The following is an 18,319-nucleotide window of genomic DNA, read 5'->3' as shown; positions in this document are numbered from 1 at the left end:
TTTTGGACGGTATGCGAATTAAATAGCGTCACCGCCCCGGCCTCTGTCAAGGCGAAACTATCAAATTCGAGGCAATATTAGTGAGGGGAGTTGACATTCGGGCAAACCTGCCGATGATTTAATCCGCATAAGGGACAAATTGTAGAGGACGATTTCCCCTTGAGGAGGAGAACCCATGTTTGATCATAAAAGGGCGAAAGCCCTGCTGCTGAACCGTGCCTTCGCCCGCTCCGCCGTCAGCGGACTGGCATTTCTGATCGCCGCAGGCAGTGCCGCGGCCGAGACCACCATCAAGTGGATGCATCTCGAAATCGATCCCACCTACCTCGGCGTCTGGCAGAAGATCGCCAAGAATTACGAGGCTGAACATCCCGGCGTAAAGGTCGAGATGCAGTTCCTGGAGAACGAAGCCTTCAAGGCAAAACTGCCGACATTGCTGCAATCCAGTGACGCGCCCGACCTGTTCTACAGCTGGGGCGGCGGCGTGCTGAAGCAGCAGCTGGCCACCGGCGCCCTGATGGACCTGACCGAGGCTATGAACGCCAAGGACGGCGCGTGGCTGAAGACGTACAATCCAGCCTCCGTGAAGGGCCTCAGCTACGACGGCAAGATTGGCGCGGTCCCCTACAAGGTCGGCACGGTGTCGTTCTTCTACAACAAGGCGCTGTTTGCAAAGGCCGGCGTCGATGCAGCAGGCATCAAGACCTGGGACGACTATCTGGCGGCCGTGAAGAAGATCAAGGATGCCGGCATCGTTCCGATTGCCGGCGGTGGCGGGGAAAAATGGCCGATCCATTTCTACTGGAGCTATCTCGTCATGCGCGACGGCGGCCAGGCTGTCTTCGATGCTGCCAAGAACGGCAAGGGCGAAGGCTTCAAGGATCCGGCGATCATCAAGGCCGGCGAACAGCTGGCCGACCTCGGCAAGCTCGAACCGTTCCAGCCCGGCTATCTCGGCGCCACCTGGCCGCAGACGCTCGGCGTCTTCGGCGACGGCAAGGCGGCGATGATCCTGGCCTTCGAAAACACCGAAGCCAACCAGGCCACCAATGCCGGCGACAAGAAGGGCCTGGCGTCCGATAATATCGGCCGCTTCGCATTTCCAGCCGTGACCGGCGGAGCCGGTGCTGCCACCGACACGCTCGGCGGCCTGAACGGCTGGGCGGTGACCAAGAAGGCACCGCCGGAGACGCTCGACTTCCTCGCCTATCTCACCAATGCCGAGAACGAGCGGACCATGGCCAAGGCCGGCATGATCATTCCGGTCGCGGTGGGCGCTGACGATGGCGTCACCAACCCGCTGCTGCACCAATCCGCCGAGCAGCTGGCACATTCGACCTGGCACCAGAACTTCTTCGACCAGGATCTCGGTCCTTCCGTCGGCCGCGTCGTCAACGACGTGTCTGTTGCGATCGTTTCCGGGCAGATGAGCTCGGAAGACGGCGCCCAGCAGATCCAGGATGCTTTCGAGCAGGATCAGTTCTGATCAGGACCATCGCGGCGCGGGGCTAGACCTCGCGCCGCCATTTCCTATTCCGAGTGTGAGGTCATCCATGGCCAATGTCAGCGCAGCCACCGCCCTTCGGCCAGTGCGTGTGCCCGCAACACAATCCGCCCGACGCAAGCATCCTGCCGTCTCTGGGCGCATGCCCGTGCTTCTGCTGTTCCTGCCGCCGGCGCTGCTGTTGTTTTCCATCTTCGTCATTTTGCCGATGGGCGAAGCCGCATGGTACAGCCTCTACAAATGGGACGGCTACGGGATACCGACCCAATATGTCGGGATGCGCAATTTCGAGCTGCTGTTCAAGAACGGCGCCTTCCTGACGGCGCTGAAGAACAACGCGATGATCATGGTGATCTCGATCATCATCCAGATTCCGCTGGCGATCTGGCTGGCGATGATGCTGGCGCACCGCATTGCCGGCGTCGTGCTGTTCCGGCTGATCTTCTTCCTGCCCTATGTGCTGGCCGATGTCGCGGCCGGCCTGATCTGGCGCTTCGTCTATGACGGCGATTATGGCCTGTTCGCATCGATCGCCCATCTTCTCGGCGTCGAGACACCCTATGTGCTGGCCGACAAGGATCTGGCCATGTACGCGGTGCTGGCGGTAATCGTCTGGAAGTATTTCGGGTTCCACATGATGCTGTTCATCGCCGGCCTGCAATCGCTCGACAAGAGCGTGCTCGAGGCGGCCGAGATCGATGGCGCCAGCGGCTGGCAGCGGTTTCGCTACATCACACTTCCCCTGTTGGGCTCGACGGTGCGCCTGTCGGTGTTCTTCGCCGTCGTCGGCTCGCTGCAGCTGTTCGACCTGATCATGCCGCTGACCGGCGGCGGGCCGTTCAACGCGACGCAGACGATGGTCACCTTCCTGTTCAATTTCGGCGTGGCCCGCATGCAGGTTGGCCTCGGGAGCGCCGTCGGCGTCGTCCTCTTCCTGATCTGCGTCACCCTCGCCTTCACCTACAAACGGATATTCATGCGCCATGACTGATGTCGTTTCATCCGAGCGGCTGAACGCCGGCACGAAACTTTACCTCTACACGTCGCTGGTGGTGATTTCCGCGATCGTGCTGATCCCGCTCGTCACCACGGCACTTGGCGGCTTCAAGGAGCTTGGCGATCTCCGCACCAATCCGTTCGGCCTGCCGGTCGAATGGCATGCCGAGAACTACACCGACATCCTGTTCGGCGACCGCTACTGGCGGCAGATGGTGAACTCGCTGATCATCGCCGCGCTGACGGTGTTCCTGACCGTGTCGGTCTCTGCCATGGCGGCCTTCACCTTCGCGCATGTCCGTTTCTTCGGGTCTGCCTTCCTGCTGAACTATTTCCTGATCGGACTGATGTTTCCCGCTGCCACCGCCATCCTGCCGCTGTTCATCCGCATCCGCGATCTCGGGCTGCTCAACACCTATTGGGGGGTGGTGCTGCCGCAAGTGGCCTTCGGGCTCGGCATGAGCATCCTGCTATTCCGAAACTATTTCAAGAACCTGCCGGAAGAACTGTTCCAGGCCGCCGTCGTCGATGGCTGCGGCTACATGCGCTTCTTCTGGCACATCTGCCTGCCGCTCTCGCGCCCGATCATCGCAACCGTGAGCATCATCTCCTTCGTCGGCAGCTGGAACAGCTACATCCTGCCGCTGATCATGCTGAACTCGGAGAAGATGTACCCATGGCCGCTCGGCATCATGGTCTATCGCGGCGAATTCGGCACCGCCTGGCAGCTGGTGCTGGCCTTCATCACGCTGACCATCATGCCGACCGTGATCGTCTTCTTCGTTGCCCAAAAACACATCATCGCCGGCCTGACCGCGGGTGCGGTCAAGTCGTGATGCGGGGTTGGCCGCGTTGGCGCTCAGCCGAAGACGAGACCACCGTCGACGATCAGGTTCTGGCCGGTGACGGCACGCGCCCAGGGGCTGGCGAAGAACAGAACCGCATCGGCAGCCTCTTCAGGCGTCGTCACCTGCCGCAGTGGCGTGCTTGCGGCGATCAGGTCGAACACCGCTTCCGGCGTGCCGGCGCTGGCATCGGTGGTCCGCAGCAGCCCGCCGGAGACCATGTTGACGGTGATGCCATCAGGCCCGAGTTCGGCCGCCGCCGTGCGGGTCAGCGACAAAAGCGCGCCCTTGGCCGCCGTATAATCATGATACGGCACGACAGGGTTCTGGAAGAGATTAGTGCCGATGGTGATGATCCGGCCGAACCCTGTTGAGGCCATCGCAGGGCGCGCGGCCTGGATCAGGTTCAAAGCGCCCTTCACCGCCGTATCGAGCTGCGCGGTCATTTCCGCCCAGCCGAGTTGATCGAGCTTCGGGCGCGCATCGCCGTTGAAGCTGAAATCCGCAAGCGCATTGTGGACAACGGTGGTCGGCGCTCCGAGGCTCTCTGTCACCTCGGCCACCAGCCTGCGAACGGCCTCGCCATCGCGGATGTCGGCCTGGAACGCCCGTGCCCGGTCTCCGAGGCTTGCCGCCAGCGCTTCGGCCTGTTCGCGGCTGTTGCGGTAGTTGATCGCGACTTTGGCGCCTTCGCGTGCAAAGGCAGTGGCGATCGCCGCCCCAAGGCCGCGGGCTGCACCCGTTACAATCACCGTCTGTTCGCTGATCGCCAGTGTCATTTCGAATATCCTTCTTGTGTCTGCCAAAACTGATGAAAATGCTGGACGGGACCGTGGCCGGAGCCGACGTCAAGCGTGTCGGCCGCGGCAACCGCGCCGCCGAGATAGGCCTTGGCCGCGGCGACCGCCTGCTGCAGCGTCGCGCCCTTGGCGAGTTCAGCCGCCAGCGCGCTCGACAGTGTGCAGCCGGTTCCGTGCGTATTGGCAGTCGGCACCCTATCGGCCTCGAACCAGCGCAGACCGTCTGATGTTGCCAGCACATCGGGGCTCTGATCGCCGGGCAGATGGCCGCCCTTGACCAGCACCGCAGCCGGGCCGAGCGCCAGCAAGGCCAGCGCCTGATCCGCCATCGCCTGCCGGCTTTCGGCCGGGTCCACATCGAGAAGTGCAGCCGCTTCCGGCAGATTGGGCGTCAACAGCGTCGCCAGCGGCAGAAGGCGGCGCGTCAGGACGTTGACTGCATCGGGATCGAGCAGCTTGGCACCGCCCTTGGCAACCATGACAGGGTCGAGCACCACGGGGATATCCCTGTGATGCTGCAACACATCGGCGACAGCAGCGGCAATCTCGGCATTGGCGATCATGCCGATCTTCACGGCATCGACGCGAACATCGGCAAACACCGCCTTGATCTGATCGGCGACGAAGGCCGCGGGCACGAGATGAACGCCTGACACACCTTGCGTGTTCTGCGCCGTCAGCGCCGTCAGCGCTGCCATGCCGAAGACCCCGCGTGCGGCAAACGCCTTGAGATCGGCCTGGATGCCGGCACCGCCAGACGGGTCGGAACCGGCGATCGAGAGAACGTTCCGGATCATCGAACTCTCCTTGGAATGGCATCGGCAATGGCGCGCGCAGCAGCTTGCGGATCGGCAGTCCCGCAGATGGCCGAAACGACGGCCAGACCATTGGCGCCGGCAGCGAACACGTCGTCGACGTGCGCAGCCTTGAGCCCGCCAATGGCGACCGATGGCACCGGGCAGACCTTCACCAGACCTGCGAGGCCATCAATGCCGATCGGCTGCTTGTGATCCGGCTTGGTCGGGGTGGCAAACACCGGCCCGATGCCGGCGTAGTCGACCACTTCAGGATCGACCGCCGCGGCAAGCGCTTCCGTCTCGACCGAGAGACCGAGGATCATCTGTCGGCCGACCCGCGCCCGGGCGGCACGCACGAGCATATCGTCCTGCCCGACATGCAAACCGTCAGCGCCGATCGCAACAGCGGCCTCGACGTCATCGTTGATGATAAGAAGCGCACCGGTACCGGCAAGCACAGCCTTCAGGGCGCGACCGGTGTCGATCATCTGCGCTGTCGTTGCGTGCTTGTCGCGCAACTGCACCACCGTCGCACCGCCAGCAACCGCAGCGCGTGCGGTCTCGACCATGCCGATGCCAGCGCAGAGATCCGGATCGAGGACAAGATAGAGCGAAAGATCGATGTGTCTCATATCTGGCTGATCCTCGCATTCTGGTCGAGAAGCCTGCCATCAATGGCCGCGAGGCTATCGAGGAAACGCCAGGAGAACGATCCGGGGCCCTCCGCCTTGCGCGCCGCCTCTTTCCCGGCAACGGCGAAAGTCGCGAGTGCGGCGACGGTGGCGTCAAATGGTGCATTCGGATGGGTAGCGGCAAAGGCACCGATAAGGCATGTCAGCGAGCAGCCGAGCGCTGTGACCTGAGGCATCCAAGGCGAGCCGCCCTCGATCCGGCATCCCCTCTTGCCGTCAGTCACGAAATCCACCGCGCCGGTCACGGCCACGATAGCGCCGTGCTTGCTGGCAAGCAGGCCGGCCGAGGCTTCCGCCTGCTCCACCGGATCGCGACTATCGACGCCCTGACCCTGGCTTGCACCGCCAGCCAGCGCGATGATCTCGGAAGCATTGCCGCGAATGATGGTCGGGCGGAGCGCCAGCAATTCCTGCACCGCATTGCGACGGAAGGCTGTTGCATAGTGGGCGACAGGATCGAGCACCCATGGCCTGCCAGTTGCGACGGCCGATGCGGCCGCAGCGCGCATGCCTCTCATCCACCCGTTGGAGAGCGTGCCGATATTGATGGTCAGCGCGCCCGAGATAGCCGCGAATTCGCCGGCCTCTTCCTCGGCATGCACCATGGCGGGCGAAGCGCCTGCTGCCAACAGCACATTGGCGGCGATATTCATCGCCACAAAGTTGGTGATGCACTGAACGAGCGGCTTTTGCGCCCGCATGGCCTCGAGCATCGAACCGGGTGAAGTGTCGCTTTGCATCATGCCCCTTTCATGCGGGGCAAGGCGCGGGAACCCATATCAGCGAGGGTCCCGAGCGACTCCCTCCGCCAGCATTATCTGGTTCAGGTTCAAAGGGTGCTTCTCAGTCCGCCTTTCGGCAAACGCCCCTGTCTCTCAATAGGCATGTTCTGGCAGAGAAGGCGCATGCTGTCACGCGCAAATATTGGCGCACGTCGCCCGAGAGCGCGCGCTCACCCGCCATTTTCCTTGATGGCTTCCATGGCCACGAACGTGGATGTGTTGGCGACGAACGGCAGGCTGGAGATCTTTTCGCCCAGCACCAGCCGATAGTTGGCAATGTCGGAGGTGCGGATCTTCAGGAGATAATCGAAGGCGCCGGCGATCATGTGGCACTCCTCGACTTCCTGCAACTTGCGGACAGCGACATTGAACGCGTTCAGCGCATTTTCCCGTGTGTCCGAGAGTTTCACCTCGGTAAATGCCACATGGTTGCGCCCAAGCTTGTTGACATCGACAATGGCGCGGAAGCCGAGAATGTAGCCGTCTTCGATCAACCGCTTGAGCCTGACCTGGCACGGCGTGTTCGAAAGACCGACGCGTTTTGCAAGGTCGGTCACCGACATCCGGCCATCAGCGACCAAGGCTTCGATGATGCGATAATCGAATTGGTCGATTTCCCTGCCATGGCTTGCATTTGTCACGGCTATTCCCTTCAGAGCGAATGATGAATAGCGAACTAGATAATCGAAGCCTTAAAATCAAGTGAAATTGACTTTTTGAAATCTGCTAGCCTGGAGGCCTACCCGGATCAGGAGCGCAGCATGGCATTCATCAACGACGCGGTGGCGGCCGAAGCCACACTAGAGCAGACAGATGGCCATGCAAATCCCTTCGATGGATTTGCTCCTCCGATCCGGCAACAGAGCGATCTCCGCCGCGCCATCACCGCCGCCTATCGCACGCCAGAGACGGTTTGCGTGCCGCGCCTCGTCGAAGCCGCAGCCCTTTCCGATCACACCAGGAAAGCCGCGGCTGACACAGCACGAAAGCTGATCGAGGCCCTCAGGGCCAAGCACAAGGGAACCGGCGTCGAAGGACTGGTGCATGAATACTCGCTCTCCAGCCAGGAGGGCGTGGCGCTGATGTGCCTGGCGGAAGCGCTGCTGCGCATTCCCGATAGCGCGACCCGTGATGCGCTGATCCGCGACAAGATCTCCGAGGGCGACTGGAAGGCGCATCTCGGCGGCGGACGCTCGCTGTTCGTCAACGCCGCCACCTGGGGCCTCGTGGTCACAGGCAAGCTGACCTCGACGGTCGCCGATCGCAGTCTTTCGGCTGCACTGACGCGGCTGATCGCACGCTGCGGCGAGCCGGTGATCCGGCGCGGTGTCGATATGGCCATGCGGATGATGGGCGAGCAGTTCGTGACCGGCGAGACCATCGACGAAGCGCTGCAGCGCGCCAAGCCGCTGGAACAGCGCGGCTTTCGCTATTCCTACGACATGCTCGGCGAGGCCGCGACCACCGCTGAAGACGCCAAGCGCTATCACAGGGACTACGAAGCGGCGATCCACGCAATCGGCAAGGCCTCCGACCGCCGCGGCATTTACGAAGGCCCGGGCATCTCGATCAAGCTATCGGCGCTGCATCCGCGCTACGTCCGTGCCCAGAGCGCCCGAGTGATGGACGAACTGCTGCCGAAGGTGAAGGCGCTGGCGCTGATTGCCAAGTCCTACGACATCGGCCTGAACATCGATGCCGAAGAAGCCGACCGGCTGGAGCTGTCGCTCGACATTCTGGAAACACTCTGCCTCGACCCGGATCTCGCTGGCTGGAACGGCATGGGCTTCGTGGTGCAGGCTTATGGCAAGCGCTGCCCCTTCGTGCTCGACTTCGTCATCGATCTCGCCCGCCGGGCCGGCCGCCGCATCATGGTGCGTCTCGTCAAGGGCGCCTATTGGGATGCCGAGATCAAGCGGGCGCAGGTCGATGGGCTTGCCGACTTTCCCGTGTTCACGCGCAAGATCTACACCGACGTCTCCTATATCGCCTGCGCCAAGAAGCTGCTGGCGGCGACCGACGCCGTCTTCCCGCAGTTCGCCACGCATAACGCGCAGACGCTCGCCACCATCTACCAGATGGCGGGTTCCGACTATTACGTCGGGAAATACGAATTCCAGTGCCTGCACGGCATGGGCGAACCGCTCTATGACGAAGTGGTCGGACGCCAGAACCTCAACCGCCCCTGCCGCATCTACGCCCCTGTCGGCACCCACGAGACATTGCTTGCCTATCTCGTTCGACGCCTGCTGGAAAACGGCGCGAACTCCTCCTTCGTCAACCGGATCGCAGACCCCAATGTTTCGATCGACGAGCTGATTGCCGACCCGGCCGAGATCGTCTCGAAGATGGCCGTCGCCGGCCAGAAGCATGACAAGATCACCCTTCCCAGCGAACTCTATGGCGCCCGCTCCAACTCTTCAGGTCTCGATCTCTCCGATGAATCAGTGCTCGAGCATCTCGCCACCTCACTGAGAGAGAGCACCGGGAAAGGCTGGCGCGCTGCGCCGAGCCAGGCAACCGATGTCAGCGGCGCCCGCGATGTGCTCAATCCCGCCGACCACAGGGATATCGTTGGCCAGGTGCGCGAGGCGACGGCGGAGGAAGTGACCGCTGCCATGCAGGCTGCCCTTTCGGCGGCACCTGTCTGGGCAGCCGTCACACCCGGCGACCGCGCTGCCCTGCTCGACAAGGCAGCCGACATCATGCAGGCGAGGATCGAGACGCTGCTTGGCCTGATCATCCGCGAAGCCGGAAAATCCGTTCAGAACGCCATTGCCGAAGTCCGAGAAGCGATAGACTTTCTGCGCTATTATGCAGAGCAGGCACGACGGACACTGGGGCCGTCTCACGCGCCGCTCGGCCCGGTGGTCTGTATCAGCCCATGGAATTTTCCGCTGGCGATCTTCAGTGGACAGGTCGCAGCCGCTCTTGTCGCTGGTAATCCAGTGCTGGCCAAGCCTGCGGAGGAGACGCCGCTGATCGCGGCCGAAGCCATCCGGATCCTGCATGAGGCAGGCGTACCGCGCGACGTCGTGCAACTGGTGCCTGGCGAAGGCGGCGTTGGCGCGGCCCTTGTGGCCGCTCGTCAGACCGCAGCCGTCATGTTCACCGGCTCGACCGAAGTGGCCCGGCTGATCCAGGCCGAGCTTGCCAAGCGTCTGTCCGCAGATGGCAAGCCGATCCCCTTGATTGCCGAAACCGGCGGCCAGAACGCGATGATCGTCGATTCCTCGGCGCTCGCTGAACAGGTCGTCGGCGACGTCATCGCGTCTGCCTTCGACAGCGCCGGACAGCGCTGCTCTGCACTGCGCATCCTCTGCCTGCAGGAAGACATCGCCGATCGGACGCTGACAATGCTGAAAGGCGCGCTTGGTGAACTGACAATTGCCAATACCAATCGTCTCTCCGCCGATATCGGACCCGTCATCACTGCCGACGCAAAAGACATTATCGAAACGCATGTGCAGGCGATGCAGTCGCTCGGCTGCAGGATCGAGCGCGTCGAAATGCCTGAAGAGACGCAGCACGGAACCTTTGTCGCCCCCACGATCGTCGAGCTTCGCAACATTTCCGAGCTGAAGCGCGAGGTGTTTGGCCCCGTCCTGCACGTGATCCGCTGGCGCCGCCAGGATCTCGACCATCTGGTCGATGACATCAACGGGACCGGCTACGGCCTGACCTTCGGTCTCCATACGCGCCTTGACGAAACGATTGCCCGGGTGACCTCGCGCATCCAGGTCGGCAATCTCTATGTCAACCGAAACGTTATTGGTGCCGTTGTCGGCGTGCAGCCGTTCGGCGGCCGTGGCCTTTCCGGCACGGGCCCCAAGGCAGGCGGCCCGCTCTATCTTGGCCGCCTGGTGAAGACACCGCCGATCCCGCCGCAGCATAGCTCGGTCTATAGCGATCCGGCTCTCTCCGATTTTGCCAAATGGCTCGAACAGCAGGCGTTGGAAGACGAGGCCGAGATGGCACGCAATCTCGGCGGTCAATCGGCCCTTGGACTGGAAACGGAGCTGGTGGGCCCGGTCGGCGAGCGCAATCTCTACGCGCTCCACGCCCGCGGCACGATCTTCTGCGCACCGGTTTCGGAGGTCGGCCTGCACCGCCAGATCTCATCGGTATTGGCCACCGGCAACAAGGCGTTCATCGAATGCAATGACGGCCTTCGCGCCAGCTTGAAAGAGATTCCGGCAAGCGTCGCCCAGCGCATATCCTTCGGCAACGGCAAGAGCGCCAGCGAAACCCTGTCGGCGGCGCTGATCGAAGGCGATCATGAGCGCATTGCTGTGGTGGTGAAGGGGATTGCCGAAATGTCCGGTCCCCTGCTTCTGACGCAGGCTGCCTCGACCGCCGAATTGCAGCGCAACCCGGAAGCCTACTGCCTGAACTGGCTGCTCGAAGAAGTATCGACCTCCATCAACACGGCAGCCGCCGGCGGCAATGCAAGCCTGATGTCGATCGGCTGATCGCGTTCATCTCACGCTGCACGTCGCGCGAATGGCGCGGCGTGCCGTCCGGCAGGCTGAGCCGGACCACTGATAGTCAGCGGCTCAGGCCAATCCACAAAGCGTGTCGCTGAGCGCACCGATCTCGCCCAGCAGGGCGACCAGTTCATCGGTGTGATCCTGCGTCAGCCGACCGAGCTTGCCGCTCGTCTCCCACAAATTCTGGAGGTGCTGACCGAGGTGGCGCGCACTGGTCATGATCTCGAGAATCTGATCGCGGTTTTCCCAGGTTGCGATGACCGTCTGCTCTGCCATTCCAATCGCCATATCCGGTGTCACGTCTGGTTCGGCTCTCAACATCAACATGTCCGGGCTCCTCCAGATGCCAGATCGACAAGCGGCGTGGCGCCGAGACGGTTGGACAGGTCGGACAACATCGGCAGCAGTGGCGCCTGGCAGGAGCGGTAGAAGATCGTCTGGCCTTCGCGTCGGGTGGAGACAAGGCCGACGGCGCGCAGCTTGGCAAGATGTTGCGACAGGGCCGATTGGCTGATGCCGATCTGATTGGCCAGTTCCCCGACGCTCACCTCGTCTCGGGCAAGCCGGGACAGGATCGCCAGTCGCCGCGGGTTTCCCATGGCGGCCAGCACTCTCGAATATTTCTGGATCATCTGTGCATCACCCATTGCGATCAATATCCAAGGCACTGAGGGTCAAACGGCAACACGCAGGCAAACTTTGCGATTGCCTGCCCGGTGGGGGCGCCGTCAGGCGGACAATCGGCGATCAGCCGCGGCCGTCGGCCCGGCATCAGAATCGCAACCTCATTAAATGGGAAATATTCCCATACGTCAAGACGCGTGCGTATGGCGCTATTGAGGGCCCGGAGGGCCGGGCGGACGACCGAAACCCGGTCGTGGACCTCCTCTATCGGGTGCCATATCCGAGGGCGATTGACCTTCGCCAGGACGAGAATTCCCGAATGTCGAGCGATCAGGCGGCGGCCCTCTGCGTGGCCCCTGCGGCGGGGGCGGGCCACCATTGTCGGGACCGCGTCCATTGGTGGCACCCGTCATCCGGCTCGAGTCGCGGATCGAGAGATCGACATAGCCGTGACCGTCCGGCGAAAGCCGCATACGGTTGACCGGCGCGGAAATCCCCAGGCCGAGATCGACGCTTCCCCGCCCATGGCGGCCATAAGTCTCGACGTTGATAACGCCATGTCGCAAACCCGGCACCACTGCCTCTGCCTCGACACGGCCGACAATCTGTCGACCGCCCTCGGCTTTGATGCGCACCAAGGTCTGCTTTCCAACGAGATGCCGGGTCTCACGTCCAAGCATGAGGCCTCCGATCTGGATGCCGGTGGCGGTCTTCCGGGGGACACCACGCACATGCGCACCGTCGGACGCCATACGGCGCTCGATACGCCTGGCGATGATCGTGCCATCAGGCTTGCGTATGCCGAACACGGCGACCCGGGCGCCGCGGCGCAAGCCCTTGATCTCATGATTTTTCAGTTCTGTCGTATCGATGTCTTGCGACAGGATTGTCATGCCTGCCCTGTCGATTTGATCGATCCTGCCCTGGACCTCGCTGACGATGGCGATGATCTGCGCCCGCGTGCCGGCCAGCAGAACCCGAACGACATGCCCCACCTTCATGGCGCTGGTCGGAACACGTCGCCCGTCGATCGAGACCGGTGTCATCGTGCCGAACGGGATATGCACGTCATTGACGATGATGCTGCCAAAGCCCTGGATAGTCCCGACGATCCCGGTGCCACCGATGCCGTGGTCTTCATCTCCTCCACTGTTCTGGATGGAGAAGCCGGAGCCGCCGATACCGTGATCGCCACTTCCGATCGACTGCGCACCGGCCGTCACGGCACCCAGAAAGGGAAGCGCGGCCCCACCCAGCAAAAAATAGCGCCTTGAAATGCCCGACGGCGTCATTCGTCCGCCTCCGTCCTGGCATCGACGGTCGCTGGCTGAGCCGGCTTTTCATCCTGCGGCATCACATAAATTCCGGTGATCCAGCGGCTATCCCCACCGGTATCCGCCTGCACCGCCTGATGTGCGATCTTGTTCAGCCTGAGAAGCATTGCCATTGCTTCCGCGCGCGCAATCGCATCGAGCCGCGCGGCGAGTGCCGAAGAAATCTGGTCGTAGTGGACCGCCCGCTCGAAGTAGGGCGGAGGCTCGTTCATGATGTTTGTGACCGCCGCAAGCGTATGGTCGTGAAGGTTGCGGGTGAAATAGTGCCTGAGCGCATCGTCGCCGGCATTTGGGATGACGGTTGACAGGTCGAGGTGAACGAACGCGTCCTGATCCAGCGAGACGATGCCGCGATCCAGCCATTCGTCGAGGACCGCGCGCGGGTGGACGTCCTTGGTGCCCTCGCTCACCAGCCGCTCGAACGACGGGCCATCATCGGCAGCGGTCCTCGCCAAAGGTCGCGGGGCGCCGGTGTCATCGCAGTAATTCGGATCAGCAAGCCAGCGGGCGACAAGTCGACCGGTCTGCGACACTGCGAGCGGTGGCGTCGCGCTGGTGAGACCCTGCCCGCGATGCTTGCTGACATCCTTGCGGTGGATGCCTGTCAAAAGCGAGATGCGGCTATCGGTCTGCTGCTTGTTCGCCAGGGCGAAGTCGTTTTCCGCGACCTCGATATATAGCCGGCGAAGAACTACCGAAAAAGATGTGAAGTTAAAACCCGAGGCGAGCGCAAGTTTCACCAGCGGGCGAAGCACGCGGATCAGCATCGCCTGCAGGCCTTCCTCGGAGAACGGCAGTTTCGCACGCGGCTTCAACATCAACTATACTCGGTCTTGCAGGCATTGTCGGCAGGCCTTCGACAATAGACCTCGTTCTTACCTACGATAAAGCCCTGACCCTCGCAACATCCCGGCAATTTGCATCGCGGCATGCAGTCTGTGACAGGACCGCAGCCGCTCCTTCCGGCAGTGGCATTTTTGCTCGCCTATTCAATATCTTGCCAGCGTCCATCGACCGGCAATTGTAAGGTTCCCTTGCTCCAATCAAACAGGCGATCGATGCGGGCAATCTTGTGGAAAAGCTGGAAGACATCGAATTCGGCACCCTTTTCGATGTGCGACGCCAGCAGTTCACAGAGATCGTATATCTCCGATGGAATGCCCTTCATCTCCACGCCGTCATCCGTGAAGATACCGGACCTTGGCCAGGCCCGCTCCTGCTTTTCGTCAAGTTTGCAACCGGCGAATGGCATTGTGTCGATAATGCCGGACGCCAACGTAAAGGCAATTTCCGATATCGTCTCCCTGCAATCCGCGCCAAACCGTGCCACGAGATCCGGCCCCTGTACCCGCTTGAATTCCGTCATGTCAGGTCCATCAGAGATAGTTGACCAGGCTTAGGCTCTGCAATTTTGCGACGAGCGTATAAGCCGTTTCCAACTGGGATTGCAGCTGATTGACGAGTGTCGAGGCGTCATAGACATCGACACCCTGCAGATCGGAAAGGCTGCCCTGAAGCAGGCTCGACTGCGCGTCCAAGGCATCATTTGCCTTTTCCACCCGCTCCTGGGAGAGGCCGAGCTGGCTCTGCTGGGTCACCAGCGAGGACGTTCCCTTGGCCGCATAGGTGATGGCCTGGGACACGACGGTACTTTGGGCATCGGCTCCGATATCCTGCCCGACCAGGGCCGAAACCACGACCGATGCAAGCGCCAGGTAGCGCATGCCCTCCGAGTTGGCATTGGTTGACGACGTGACGGTTTCCGATCCGCTGATCCGGCTGGTCATGTCTGTGCTGGAGGCCGTCGACCAGCCGCTGGTGGGATCGGTCCAGGCGCTTTCGGAAAACATCGGTTCAACGGTATCGGTGATGAAGCTGCCGATCTCGTCGCCTGTCAGTTCGTTGACTTGCTTTCCGAGGCTGGTCGCATAGTCGCCGAGCGCTGTGACAATGGTATCCGAGACCGCCGCGGATTGATCCGTCAACGGCTGGCTGTCGACGTTCGTCCCGCCAAACAGAAACTCGCCGTTGACGGCAGTATTGCTCGTCGAGACCAGCTGCGAGAGCGTGTCGGTCGCTGCCTGCAGTGCGACCGCGACGCTGGTCGAATCCTGGCTGGACTGGAGCGCTGTCAGGTTGGAAACAAGGCTGTCACCGGCGTCCTGCATGCTGGCAAGCGCAGTCTGAGAGGCATCCATGCGCAATGAAACAACGGCATTGCTTGCTTGAAACGCGGCCGCCTGACTAATGGCGCTCGTCAAACTGACGGACTTGGCCGCACCGGAACCAAGGGAAACGCCGATGTCGGCATAGGTGCCGGTGGTTGCCTCGGTGGAGGCCTCTATCAGCTTGCTCTGAGCCTGGCTGACGGTGAGCCGCAGTGTGGCTTGCATTGCGGAGGACGAGACGAAGGACGCTTTCATGGCTAGCTCGCTATATCAAGCAGCGACTGAAGCATCTCGTCGATGGCATTCAGCATCTTGGTCGCCGCCTTGTAGGATTGCTCGATGTCGAGGAGGAGCGTCAGCTCCTCATCGAGACTGACGCCTGTCTCGTTTGAGTAGGCTTCACTCGACCGCGACAACGCGGCGGTCGTATTTTCGGACGAGGTCGTCGCATCGCTTCGATACTGCTCGAGCCAGCCGATCGACGAGCTCGCGTAGTCCACAAGGCTCTGCTCGGTGGACAGACCCGCATCCGAGGAAAAGTCGCGCTTTGCCGACAGAGCCTCGTAAAGGCTATCGAGATTGTCGGAGAAGCCGCTACTGTCGGAGGCATTGAGATCGGTGATGCCGCTGATGGTGCCGTCACGTAGTTTCATCGGATCACCGCCCTCGGTGGTGACCACGGCAGAATTGACCGAGATCGTCGAGGCGATGCCGGTCACATCATCCGAGGAGCTCGGCGTGTCGCCGGCCACCCCTGATGCGGTTGTCCAGACGAACAGACCAGCCGCGCTCGTCGTGCCGTCGGTCTCGGAAAATGTCTGGACCAGCGCCTTGGCGATTTCGTCGAGCTGCGCCTGGAAGGTCGGCGCAACCTCGTCGCGCAGTTGCAGAAGGGCCTGCAGGCTGCCTTCGGCCGTGGTCGTTGATCCTTCGCCGGCATCAAGGGCCACGCCGTCTACGTACACGCCGTTGCCCTGCGTACCCGCCGTATAGGTCGCCGTCGCGACGAATGTGACGGTCCGGGGTATGGTGTCGAACAGGACTGTGCCATCGGAGGTGTAAAGCGCCATGTCATTGTTGCCACGCACCTCAGACGTGACGCCAATGATCGACGAAATCTGCTTCAGCAGCTTTTCGCGCTCGTCGAGTGCCGAGGACGTATCCGTCCCCGTCGCCGTTGCCAGCTTCACCGCGTCGTTGGCGGTTTCGAACTGCGACAGCAGCGTGTTCAGCGACGAAACCTGCGTGGCAATATCGCTATCGGCCTCTGTCCGTATCGATTGAACACCATCGCTTGCCGTGTTGAGCGTGTTGGCAAGATCCTGGGCCGCCGTGACGGCGGATTGCGCAGCGATCGTGCTGCTCGGCGTGGTGCTGAAGGTCTGCAGCGCCTCCTGGAAGGCCGACAGATAGGTGCTCGGCGACGTCTCGTAGTCGTTGCCACCCATCAGCGATTGCAGGCTCTCGAGCCCGCTCAGCAATGTCTGCTGCGCACTGTCCTTGGAGGTCGAGCTTACATATTGGGACAGCAGCGCGGTTTCCTGGGCGCGACTGATGCTGACGACTTGCGCACCAGCCAGCGATGTCGTGACCGACGCCTCGCGCCTGGAGTAGTCGGCATTCCCGACATTGGCGATGTTTGTTGATACGACGTTGCTTTGCAATGCCGTGGTACTGAAGATGCTCTGAACGTTGTTCAGCGCGGAGGAGAGCGACATGTTTGCGCCCTCCGTTATCGCTGGAGATTGACCAAGACATCCATGATGTCTGAGCCGGTCTGAAATACCTTGGAATTCGCGGTATAGCTGCGCTGTGCCTCGATCATCTCCGTCAACTCGCTGGCGAGATCGACGTTCGAGCTTTCAAGCGCGCCGGACTCAATGGAGCCAAGGCCGTTGCTCTGCGGAAAGCCGGTGACGGTGACCCCGGACTGACCGTTTGCGCTGTAGACATTGCCGCTGAGCAGAGTGAGGTTGTCCGGGCTCGCGACCGTCGCCAGGGGTATCTGGTAAAGAGCCTTGCTCGTTCCGTTCGCATAAGCGACCGACACGACACCATCCGTCCCGATCGAGACCGAGCTAACCGAACTGGCGGCCTGGCCGTCAGCCGTACCCGTTGCCGAGAAGTCGGATGCGAGCTGCGTGAAGTCGGAATAGTCCATCGTGATCGTTTTTGACGTGACGGGATCGACAATGTCCGTGTCTGTTGCCGACGTCAGCTGACCGTTCTCATCGAAGCTGAGCGATGCCACGCTGACAGCGTCGGACGAGTAGGGAAACGACGTCGTGCTGCCTTCAGCCGCGTCGGCGTTGCGGTAAACCGCGACCTCCCATGTGCTGCCGGTCACGGCGCCGTTTGCGTCGGTGATGTCGCCTGTTTTGGTGTAATAATAGTCGTACTGGACCGTGCCACCGAGGCTGTCGTAGGCCACCAGCGACATTTTCTTCGTGTCATCAGTGACGTCAGTGCCGTTCGAGCTCGGAAGCGTCGTGTCATCGGTCACGACTTCGGCGCTGGAATCGAGGTTGCCGCTGAAGTAGGCGCTGCTGGAGGCAATGGCGCTCAAGCCCGACTGCGCCACGTTGACCGGCACCAGCCCATCGAAACCGTTGACGACCACTGCAGGCACGCCGCTGTCGTAGGAATATCCCATCAGCGTGAAACCTGCGCCATTGACGAGATTGCCGTCGCTATCGACGGAGAAGTCGCCGGCGCGGGTCAGTACCGGCGTTCCATCTGCGCTTTCCACGATGAAGAAACCGTCGCCTGAAATGGCCATATCGTAAGCCGACGTCGTATAGGAAATGTCGCCCTGCGCAGAGATTGCCTGGCGCACGGAGGTCTCGACGCCGCCCGAATTGTAGTTGCCGGATGAGGATGGCAAGACCATCGACGAGAACGACGTGGAGACGGACTTGTAGCCCGTCGTATTGACGTTGGCGATGTTGTCGGCAACCGTGCTCAGTCGGTTTGCCTGGGCGCTCATGCCGGAGACGGCGGTTTTCATGCTTCCAAAGATGCTCATGGCTCAATCCTGTGTGAGACGTTTGAGGACATGCCATGGCAAGATGGGCTCCGGGCCCGGCAGCCGGGCGCGCGACATCGCAGGGCGTTCGGGCACCAGGGCACCGAAAACCGGTTGATCGTCATATTGTCTGGAGCGGCCATCCATTGGCGAATATGCGCTGCGGATCATCCGCGCGTTGGAATATCGCTAGCCGGCCTTGCGGGGCGGCTAGCTTGAGGTTTCAGGCGCAACCCGACTGGAAACCGGGTTGGCTCGAACG

Annotated in this window: 17 protein-coding genes and 1 riboswitch; of the genes, 4 read left to right on the top strand and 13 right to left on the bottom strand. The window is 61.8% G+C overall.

All coding sequences use genetic code 11. The features are described 5' to 3' along the window. Nucleotides 1-175: 175 nt before the first annotated feature. From GVL52_RS09640 to GVL52_RS09630, 3 genes are all read left to right on the top strand, one after another. Nucleotides 176-1,486, top strand: coding sequence for an ABC transporter substrate-binding protein (locus GVL52_RS09640; protein WP_160006239.1), 1,311 nt, complete (start codon nt 176-178; stop codon nt 1,484-1,486). A gap of 160 nt (nt 1,487-1,646) precedes the next feature. Further along, complete coding sequence (locus GVL52_RS09635) at nt 1,647-2,495, top strand: carbohydrate ABC transporter permease (protein WP_244619145.1); 849 nt, start codon at nt 1,647-1,649, stop codon at nt 2,493-2,495. Further along, on the top strand, nt 2,488-3,336 hold the full coding sequence (locus GVL52_RS09630) for a carbohydrate ABC transporter permease (protein WP_160006235.1): 849 nt from the start codon (nt 2,488-2,490) through the stop codon (nt 3,334-3,336). The genes GVL52_RS09635 and GVL52_RS09630 overlap by 8 nt, the downstream gene beginning before the upstream one ends. A 23-nt stretch (nt 3,337-3,359) precedes the next feature. Here the strand turns inward: GVL52_RS09630 and GVL52_RS09625 are convergent, their stop codons facing one another. The 5 genes from GVL52_RS09625 to GVL52_RS09605 all read right to left on the bottom strand — a co-directional run bounded on the left by GVL52_RS09625 (nt 3,360) and on the right by GVL52_RS09605 (nt 7,057). Beyond that, complete coding sequence (locus tag GVL52_RS09625) at nt 3,360-4,124, bottom strand: 3-oxoacyl-ACP reductase (protein WP_160006233.1); 765 nt, start codon at nt 4,122-4,124, stop codon at nt 3,360-3,362. Beyond that, nucleotides 4,121-4,942, bottom strand: a complete 822-nt coding sequence (gene thiD / locus GVL52_RS09620; protein WP_160006231.1) for a bifunctional hydroxymethylpyrimidine kinase/phosphomethylpyrimidine kinase — start codon at nt 4,940-4,942, stop codon at nt 4,121-4,123. The genes GVL52_RS09625 and thiD overlap by 4 nt, the downstream gene beginning before the upstream one ends. Beyond that, nucleotides 4,939-5,574 carry a thiamine phosphate synthase gene (thiE, locus tag GVL52_RS09615; protein WP_160006229.1) on the bottom strand — a complete coding sequence of 212 codons (636 nt, stop codon included), beginning with the start codon at nt 5,572-5,574 and terminating at the stop codon, nt 4,939-4,941. The genes thiD and thiE overlap by 4 nt, the downstream gene beginning before the upstream one ends. Further along, nucleotides 5,571-6,374: a hydroxyethylthiazole kinase gene (thiM, locus tag GVL52_RS09610; protein ID WP_160006607.1), complete on the bottom strand. Its 804-nt coding sequence runs from the start codon at nt 6,372-6,374 to the stop codon at nt 5,571-5,573. Before thiM ends, thiE begins: the two co-directional genes overlap by 4 nt. A 43-nt stretch (nt 6,375-6,417) precedes the next feature. Then, nucleotides 6,418-6,514, bottom strand: a riboswitch (TPP riboswitch). Nucleotides 6,515-6,586: 72 nt separating this feature from the next. Beyond that, the gene (locus GVL52_RS09605) at nt 6,587-7,057 is read right to left on the bottom strand and encodes an Lrp/AsnC family transcriptional regulator (RefSeq protein ID WP_160006227.1); all 471 of its coding nucleotides are present in this window, start codon (nt 7,055-7,057) and stop codon (nt 6,587-6,589) included. A 120-nt stretch (nt 7,058-7,177) separates the two neighbouring features. On the opposite strand from GVL52_RS09605, the gene putA reads away from it, so the two are divergent. Beyond that, a complete protein-coding gene (gene putA, locus GVL52_RS09600) occupies nt 7,178-10,888 on the top strand; it encodes a trifunctional transcriptional regulator/proline dehydrogenase/L-glutamate gamma-semialdehyde dehydrogenase (RefSeq protein WP_160006225.1) in 3,711 nt (1,236 codons plus the stop codon). A gap of 84 nt (nt 10,889-10,972) precedes the next feature. Here putA and GVL52_RS09595 read toward each other — a convergent pair whose 3' ends face one another. The 8 genes from GVL52_RS09595 to GVL52_RS09560 form a co-directional block, all read right to left on the bottom strand. Then, on the bottom strand, nt 10,973-11,233 hold the full coding sequence (locus GVL52_RS09595; protein WP_160006223.1) for a hypothetical protein: 261 nt from the start codon (nt 11,231-11,233) through the stop codon (nt 10,973-10,975). Further along, nucleotides 11,227-11,553, bottom strand: coding sequence for a helix-turn-helix transcriptional regulator (locus GVL52_RS09590; RefSeq protein WP_160003649.1), 327 nt, complete (start codon nt 11,551-11,553; stop codon nt 11,227-11,229). The genes GVL52_RS09595 and GVL52_RS09590 overlap by 7 nt, the downstream gene beginning before the upstream one ends. A 186-nt stretch (nt 11,554-11,739) precedes the next feature. After that, nucleotides 11,740-12,822: a DUF5666 domain-containing protein gene (locus GVL52_RS09585; RefSeq protein ID WP_160006221.1), complete on the bottom strand. Its 1,083-nt coding sequence runs from the start codon at nt 12,820-12,822 to the stop codon at nt 11,740-11,742. Continuing rightward, complete coding sequence (locus GVL52_RS09580; protein WP_160006219.1) at nt 12,819-13,682, bottom strand: DUF6502 family protein; 864 nt, start codon at nt 13,680-13,682, stop codon at nt 12,819-12,821. Before GVL52_RS09580 ends, GVL52_RS09585 begins: the two co-directional genes overlap by 4 nt. Before the next feature lie 167 nt (nt 13,683-13,849). Beyond that, a complete protein-coding gene (locus GVL52_RS09575; RefSeq protein WP_160006217.1) occupies nt 13,850-14,230 on the bottom strand; it encodes a hypothetical protein in 381 nt (126 codons plus the stop codon). A 10-nt stretch (nt 14,231-14,240) separates the two neighbouring features. Beyond that, nucleotides 14,241-15,287, bottom strand: a complete 1,047-nt coding sequence (locus tag GVL52_RS09570) for a flagellar hook-associated family protein (protein ID WP_160006215.1) — start codon at nt 15,285-15,287, stop codon at nt 14,241-14,243. 2 nt (nt 15,288-15,289) lie between these two features. After that, complete coding sequence (gene flgK, locus GVL52_RS09565) at nt 15,290-16,750, bottom strand: flagellar hook-associated protein FlgK (protein WP_160006213.1); 1,461 nt, start codon at nt 16,748-16,750, stop codon at nt 15,290-15,292. 14 nt (nt 16,751-16,764) lie between these two features. Next, entirely contained in the window at nt 16,765-18,057 is a 1,293-nt protein-coding gene (locus GVL52_RS09560) for a flagellar hook protein FlgE (protein WP_160006211.1), read from the bottom strand. Between the last annotated feature and the right edge of the window lie 262 nt (nt 18,058-18,319).

This window comes from Rhizobium sp. 18055 (genome assembly GCF_902706285.1).
Lineage (GTDB): Bacteria > Pseudomonadota > Alphaproteobacteria > Rhizobiales > Rhizobiaceae > Rhizobium.
The sequence above is the reverse complement of the archived record's forward strand: the minus strand, read 5'-3'. Positions and strand labels throughout refer to the sequence as shown.

Excerpts from the sequence above, each read along its gene's own strand:
- GVL52_RS09640 (WP_160006239.1), top strand. The coding sequence starts at position 176 with ATGTTTGATCATAAAAGGGCGAAAGCCCTGCTGCTGAACCGTGCCTTC.
- GVL52_RS09635 (WP_244619145.1), top strand. The coding sequence starts at position 1,647 with ATGCCCGTGCTTCTGCTGTTCCTGCCGCCGGCGCTGCTGTTGTTTTCC.
- GVL52_RS09630 (WP_160006235.1), top strand. The coding sequence starts at position 2,488 with ATGACTGATGTCGTTTCATCCGAGCGGCTGAACGCCGGCACGAAACTT.
- GVL52_RS09625 (WP_160006233.1), bottom strand. The coding sequence starts at position 4,124 with ATGACACTGGCGATCAGCGAACAGACGGTGATTGTAACGGGTGCAGCC.
- thiD (WP_160006231.1), bottom strand. The coding sequence starts at position 4,942 with ATGATCCGGAACGTTCTCTCGATCGCCGGTTCCGACCCGTCTGGCGGT.
- thiE (WP_160006229.1), bottom strand. The coding sequence starts at position 5,574 with ATGAGACACATCGATCTTTCGCTCTATCTTGTCCTCGATCCGGATCTC.
- thiM (WP_160006607.1), bottom strand. The coding sequence starts at position 6,374 with ATGCAAAGCGACACTTCACCCGGTTCGATGCTCGAGGCCATGCGGGCG.
- putA (WP_160006225.1), top strand. The coding sequence starts at position 7,178 with ATGGCATTCATCAACGACGCGGTGGCGGCCGAAGCCACACTAGAGCAG.
- GVL52_RS09595 (WP_160006223.1), bottom strand. The coding sequence starts at position 11,233 with ATGTTGATGTTGAGAGCCGAACCAGACGTGACACCGGATATGGCGATT.
- GVL52_RS09590 (WP_160003649.1), bottom strand. The coding sequence starts at position 11,553 with ATGGGTGATGCACAGATGATCCAGAAATATTCGAGAGTGCTGGCCGCC.
- GVL52_RS09585 (WP_160006221.1), bottom strand. The coding sequence starts at position 12,822 with ATGACGCCGTCGGGCATTTCAAGGCGCTATTTTTTGCTGGGTGGGGCC.
- GVL52_RS09580 (WP_160006219.1), bottom strand. The coding sequence starts at position 13,682 with ATGTTGAAGCCGCGTGCGAAACTGCCGTTCTCCGAGGAAGGCCTGCAG.
- GVL52_RS09575 (WP_160006217.1), bottom strand. The coding sequence starts at position 14,230 with ATGACGGAATTCAAGCGGGTACAGGGGCCGGATCTCGTGGCACGGTTT.
- GVL52_RS09570 (WP_160006215.1), bottom strand. The coding sequence starts at position 15,287 with ATGAAAGCGTCCTTCGTCTCGTCCTCCGCAATGCAAGCCACACTGCGG.
- flgK (WP_160006213.1), bottom strand. The coding sequence starts at position 16,750 with ATGTCGCTCTCCTCCGCGCTGAACAACGTTCAGAGCATCTTCAGTACC.
- GVL52_RS09560 (WP_160006211.1), bottom strand. The coding sequence starts at position 18,057 with ATGAGCATCTTTGGAAGCATGAAAACCGCCGTCTCCGGCATGAGCGCC.